This is a genomic window from Emticicia sp. (assembly GCF_049241225.1).
GTDB lineage: Bacteria > Bacteroidota > Bacteroidia > Cytophagales > Spirosomataceae > Emticicia.
Window position 1 is genome coordinate 1 of the sequence record NZ_JBMLRC010000002.1, and the last position, 5,260, is coordinate 5,260.

General features: G+C 39.3%; 5 protein-coding genes. 1 reads left to right on the forward strand and 4 read right to left on the reverse strand.

Annotated elements, in window-relative coordinates; all coding sequences use genetic code 11:
• The coding region (locus ACOVO2_RS00020) for a TolB family protein (RefSeq protein WP_421768003.1) at positions 1-391 on the reverse strand (391 nt) is incomplete at its 3' end.
• A gap of 398 nt (positions 392-789) precedes the next feature.
• On the reverse strand, positions 790-2,154 hold the full coding sequence (locus tag ACOVO2_RS00025) for an aldehyde dehydrogenase family protein (RefSeq protein ID WP_421768004.1): 1,365 nt from the start codon (positions 2,152-2,154) through the stop codon (positions 790-792).
• A 212-nt stretch (positions 2,155-2,366) separates the two neighbouring features.
• Here ACOVO2_RS00025 and ACOVO2_RS00030 point away from each other — a divergent pair, with 212 nt between their 5' ends.
• Complete coding sequence (locus ACOVO2_RS00030) at positions 2,367-4,175, forward strand: MutS-related protein (protein ID WP_421768005.1); 1,809 nt, start codon at positions 2,367-2,369, stop codon at positions 4,173-4,175.
• Positions 4,176-4,248: 73 nt separating this feature from the next.
• Here ACOVO2_RS00030 and ACOVO2_RS00035 read toward each other — a convergent pair whose 3' ends face one another.
• Both ACOVO2_RS00035 and ACOVO2_RS00040 read right to left on the reverse strand, forming a co-directional pair.
• Complete coding sequence (locus ACOVO2_RS00035; protein ID WP_421768006.1) at positions 4,249-4,596, reverse strand: HopJ type III effector protein; 348 nt, start codon at positions 4,594-4,596, stop codon at positions 4,249-4,251.
• A partial coding sequence (locus tag ACOVO2_RS00040) for a gamma-glutamyl-gamma-aminobutyrate hydrolase family protein (RefSeq protein WP_421768007.1) occupies positions 4,596-5,260 on the reverse strand: 665 nt, incomplete at its 5' end. The genes ACOVO2_RS00040 and ACOVO2_RS00035, both read right to left, overlap by 1 nt.

The window sequence follows — 5,260 nt, forward strand, 5'->3', positions numbered from 1 at the left end:
TAATATCGGTTAATTGCTTGGCTTCTCCGCCACGGCGGTCCATGAGCCAGATTTGACTTCCAGTTAAACCTCCACGAGAAGAAGTAAACGACAAATATTTCCCGTCAGGACTCCAACGTGGTTTTGATTCTCCATCGGGCGAAAAGGTGAGTTGGATAGATTCTTTTCCATCCCATGATTGCATCCAAATGTCGGAATTACGTTTGTTTTTTACTGAATCAACACTTGAAAGTGAATAGGCCACCCAATTGCCTTCGGGCGAAATTTGTGGGTCGCTCAAGCTTTGTAAACGGTAAACATCAGAAGGTTTGAGTGGCCTTTTGGTAGGAGTTGTTTGTGCAAAAGCACCCAAACTGAAGACTAAAAGTGTAAATAGTACTGTTTTTTTCATGCTTTGGTTATTTGTTGATTGGTAAAATGGTTGATTAGTTATTGGGAAACTGGTTACTGGTAAATTGGTTAATGGTTATTGGGAAATTTGGGTTGTTTTTTTGAAAAGCCTGAAGGGCTTAAACTTCAATAGCCGTGGGCAACGCCCACGGAAAATAAAAGATAACGATGAAGCAACTCTGAAGGAGTTGAACATGCTATTGCGTTTATTGTTAAACCCCTTCAGGGTTATGAATTACCATAATCTTTCGTTTCCGTAGGCGTTGCCTACGGTTATTTGTGTTTAATCTTTTCGGGATTTTTTTTACAGTTTCCGTAGGCGTTGCCTACGGCTATTCATGTTTAATCCTTTCAGGATTTTAAATCGTTATTAATAAATCGCCATTCGTCAATCAAAAATCATCCTCTCAAATGCCAAGCCTTTGGCTTCACGAATGCACGAATACCTGCGTGCGAAAGCGTAGCTCCGAAGCCCGAATGTTTGCGTCCACTCCACGGTAGCGGAGCAGAAACACGGTCGCAACAATTCCAATAACCGCTTCCTGCATTTACTTGTTTCAAGATTCTTTCGGCACGTTTTTTATCGGGCGTATAAACTGCCGCCGTGAGGCCGTATTCAGTATCTTGCATCAATTTTGTGGCTTCTTTGTCGTCTTTTACTTTCATAATACCAATAATTGGCCCGAAAGATTCCGCCTGCATGACATCCATTTTGTGGCTGACGTTGGTCAAAACCGTTGGCTCGAAGAAATACCCTTTTCCTTCAATTCTTTTTCCACCAGTCAGCAGCGTTGCTCCTTTTTTTACGGCATCTTGCACTTGTTTTTCGAGAAAATCTAATTGAGATTTTCGGCTCAAAGCACCGATGTAAACACCGTCTTCGGTTGGCTGACCAATTTTGTAGCTTTTTACCTCTTTCACAAATTCCTCAACGTAGCGGTCATACACTTTTTCGTGTACATAAATACGCTCAACTGCACAACAACTTTGTCCATTATTATAGAAAGCTCCATCGGCAGTTCCTGCTGCAACTGACTGAATATCAGCTACATCATCGGCCACATAGAGTGGGTCTTTACCGCCTAATTCGAGTTGGCAAGGAACCATTTTATGTGCTACTTTTTCATAAATATAAAGTCCTGTTCGGTAAGAACCCGTGAAGAAATAGCCATCGAGTGGCATTGCTAAAAGGTGTTCGCCTACTTCTTTTGCACCAACTGCCACTGCAAAAACATCTTCTGGAACGCCCGCAGCTTTCAAAAACTTTTCAATTTTTAAACCAGTCAAAGTCGAAAACTCAGATGGTTTGTAGAAAACGGCATTTCCACCAATCAAGGCAGGAATAAAAACATTTACACCCACCAAAAACGGATAATTCCACGCCGAGATATTACAAACTACGCCCAAGGGTTCGTACGAAATGCGTTCTGTAAGTCCTTCTTGCTTGGTCATTACTTCATCTTTCAAGTATTTCTGCGAATTTTCAACAAAAAACTTGATTCTTCCTCTGGCTCCATTTACTTCATTACGGGCTTGTTGGAGTGGTTTTCCCATTTCAGAAGTGAGCGTTGCGGCCAATTCTTCGATATTTTCGGCCAATAATTCAGAGAATTTGGTAATGATGGCGATTCGCTTTTTTAGATTCACTTTCGCCCAAGATTTTTGTCCTTTTTGTAGGGTTTTTAATTTGGTTTTAAGGCTTTCGGCCGAATCTTCTTGTAATGTAGCAATGATTTCTTCGGTAGCTGGATTGATGATTTGCATATAAATTTATAAAAGTTAAGTCAAGTTTTTTGGACACGGAGTTGATAGGAGTTTTTCACAGAGTTTCACTGAGTTACTTTGTGAAAAACTTTGTGTAACACTGTGACCCAAAATATGTACGATTATGGACAAAAATAAGCATAAACTTTTCATTTATTCCTAAAACTCCGACATAGTTGCCTATTTTTGCGATAGATACAAAAAATGCTTGCATGGAAAAGACTTATCAAGAAAAAATAACCACATTACTTACCGAAATTGCCACCTTAAAGAAGAAAAGCGACCAAATTTCGATGTACCGATTATTGCTGATAATTGGACTGTTGATTTTGGTATATCAGCTTTTTAAACTCAATGAAATCCTTGGTGGACTTTCAATTATTGGCGGTATTTTAGGTTTCTATTATTTAGTAAAGCATCATGAAAAAATTGATGCCGAAGTAGATTTGAAAGAAACTACGCTCGCCGTAATTCAGAATGAATTGACGTGCTTGGAGGGAATTTCGGGAATGTATTATAATGGTCAAGAATACGGTCGACCAACGCGTAATTTTAGTGAAGATTTAGATATTTTCGGTGAAGGAACGCTTTTCCACTTAATCAACCGAACAAAAAGTAAGTCGGGAAGTGATTATCTGGCTCAACAGCTTTTGGGTGAAAATCAAACTTTTTCAATTGGTCAAAAACAAGAAGCGTCCAAAGAAATGGCGGCCAAAACCGACTGGCGTTTGAGCTTTTTTGCTTCGATGTTTAAGATTTCAAACGAGGAGCGAGGCGTGAGCAAAGTGCTTAACCAAATTGAGCATCCACCAGTCTTGAAGCTGGAAAAGTTTATTGCAATTTATGCCAAAATCTTGCCTTTTTTGTGGGTAGCAGTTTTGGCATCGTCCTATTTTGTATCGCCGTCGTTTGCTGGTTATGGTGTGGCTGCTTTGGCTTTGATAAATTTCAGACTTACTGGCATTAACCGCAATCATACCGAAGAATATTTTGAAACAGTGGCAGGAGCGGGGCGTTTGATGGAAAAATTTGGAGTAGCAACGGGCCTTATCGCTCAAGAAAATTGGCGGTCTGAAATCTTAAAAACGGCTCACGAACGATTGCCGATTTCAAAACTAAATACTAAAAATCCGATTGATGATTTTGTGGTGATTCTTAAAAAACTAGATATGCGACGCAATATGTTGGCTTCGCTTTTCTTGACTTTGGCTACTCCTTTTCAGCCAGTTCAATTAATTAAACTGAGGGCGTGGCTAAAAGAAAACCCTGATTTTTTTGAGAAAATTTTTGACGTAATTGGTGTTTTTGAGCTCTATGCCAGCATCGGAAACCTACATTTCAATAAGCCAGATTGGTGTTTTCCAGCAATAAATGATAGTAAAACTTTCAAATTGTATGGGCAAGAGATGGGGCATCCACTCATCAATACCAAAAATGTAGTTTGCAATAGTTTTGATTTTGACGAAAAGAATCGACTGACGCTCATTACAGGCTCAAACATGTCGGGTAAAAGTACATTTTTGCGTACGGTTGGGCTAAATATTATCTTGGCGTATGCGGGTTGTCCAGTTTTTGCCAAGAAAATGAGTGTAAGTGATGGCATAAAATTGATTTGCTATATGCGAATCAAGGATTCTATTCAGCAAAATGCTTCAACTTTCAAGGCAGAAATCGAACGAATTAAGCTCGTTTTGGCGGCAATCAATACAAATGAAAATGCTTTGTTTTTGATTGACGAAATGTTGAGAGGAACAAATTCGGAAGATAAATTGGCGGGCTCGATGGCTTTGCTGGAGAAAATCGTGAATTCGAATGCGTATGCAATGGTGGCTACTCACGATTTGCGTATGACTGAAATTTCGGAGCAGTACCCCGATGTAGTAAAAAATTATTACTTCGAGTACGCTACCGAAAACGGCGAATTATTATTCGATTATTTGATAAAAGAAGGCGTTTGTAAGAGCTTCAATGCTTCGCTTTTATTAAAATCTATTGGTTTACCGATTGGCGAGAAAATTTGACAACTCTCAAAGAGTTGTCAAATTTAGGAAATGTGGCACACCTCCGCAGGTGTCCACATTTCGTTTCGCTGTTTTATTTTTTCTCAGTTAAAGATTGACTTTCAAAAGAAATTCCTTCCCAACCAGTTTTCATAAAGTTTCTGATATTTTGATGGTTCGTTGCATCGGGGTTTTCGAGTACATCTTTACGGTAAAAATCACCAAAGCAAGCAAGGGTCTGTTCTACCGAAAAATTTTGAAGTTTTGCGAATGAAAATAATTTGCATGAGCCAGAGTTTTGTCCAGCTTCATTGTGTAAATCTCCATTTTGGAAAGCCGTTGGCGTAAAATCATAGAGTGCTTCCACAACAGCCATAGTATCAGTAAATGCTACTTCTTGAGGGGTCTCGTTGAGTTTTTTTAGAAAAGAATCGAGTGTCATTATTGAATTTTTGATTGAATGTTTTCGACGAAATTTTGTCGAATTTTATAAGAAAAATTATTTTGTTCGGCATTAATGATGCGTTCGGGATGCCATTGTACGAGCATTAAATAGTGGCTTCGCTGGCTTCGGCTTCGCTCAGCCACCGAAGTTAATGAGTCAGATTCTGTTGGGTGAGCGGAGCCGAACCCAACAGAATCGGCGAAGTCAAACTCCAAACCTTCTACAACTCTATCATCAGATAATGCATTGATTTTTAGCGGTTTGGCAATAATATCCGCCGATTGGTGATGTGCCGAGTTGACATCCCCAAATACAATATTGGTAATTTTTGAAAGTTCGGAATCGTGAATAATTTCTATGTTATGATAGCGGTCTTTTCCTTCAAAATACTTTGAATGATTTTCTTTGCCAGCGGTCGGTAAATCAGGAATCAGCGTGCCACCAAGAAATACATTCACCAATTGTAAACCTCGGCAGATGCCCAAAACTGGTACTTGGTTTTTGAAAATATACTCACACACTTTCCATTCAAATTCATCACGACGCTCGTCCATGAAATTTGGATTGCATAAACTTAAAAACTCAGGTCGATTGTATAAATTGGGGTGTACATCTTCGCCACCTGACAAGATAATACCATCACACTGCTCTATTTCGTGTA

Coding starts and splice junctions, on each gene's coding strand:
- ACOVO2_RS00025 (WP_421768004.1), bottom strand. CDS start 2,154: ATGCAAATCATCAATCCAGCTACCGAAGAAATCATTGCTACATTACAA.
- ACOVO2_RS00035 (WP_421768006.1), bottom strand. CDS start 4,596: ATGACACTCGATTCTTTTCTAAAAAAACTCAACGAGACCCCTCAAGAA.
- ACOVO2_RS00030 (WP_421768005.1), top strand. CDS start 2,367: ATGGAAAAGACTTATCAAGAAAAAATAACCACATTACTTACCGAAATT.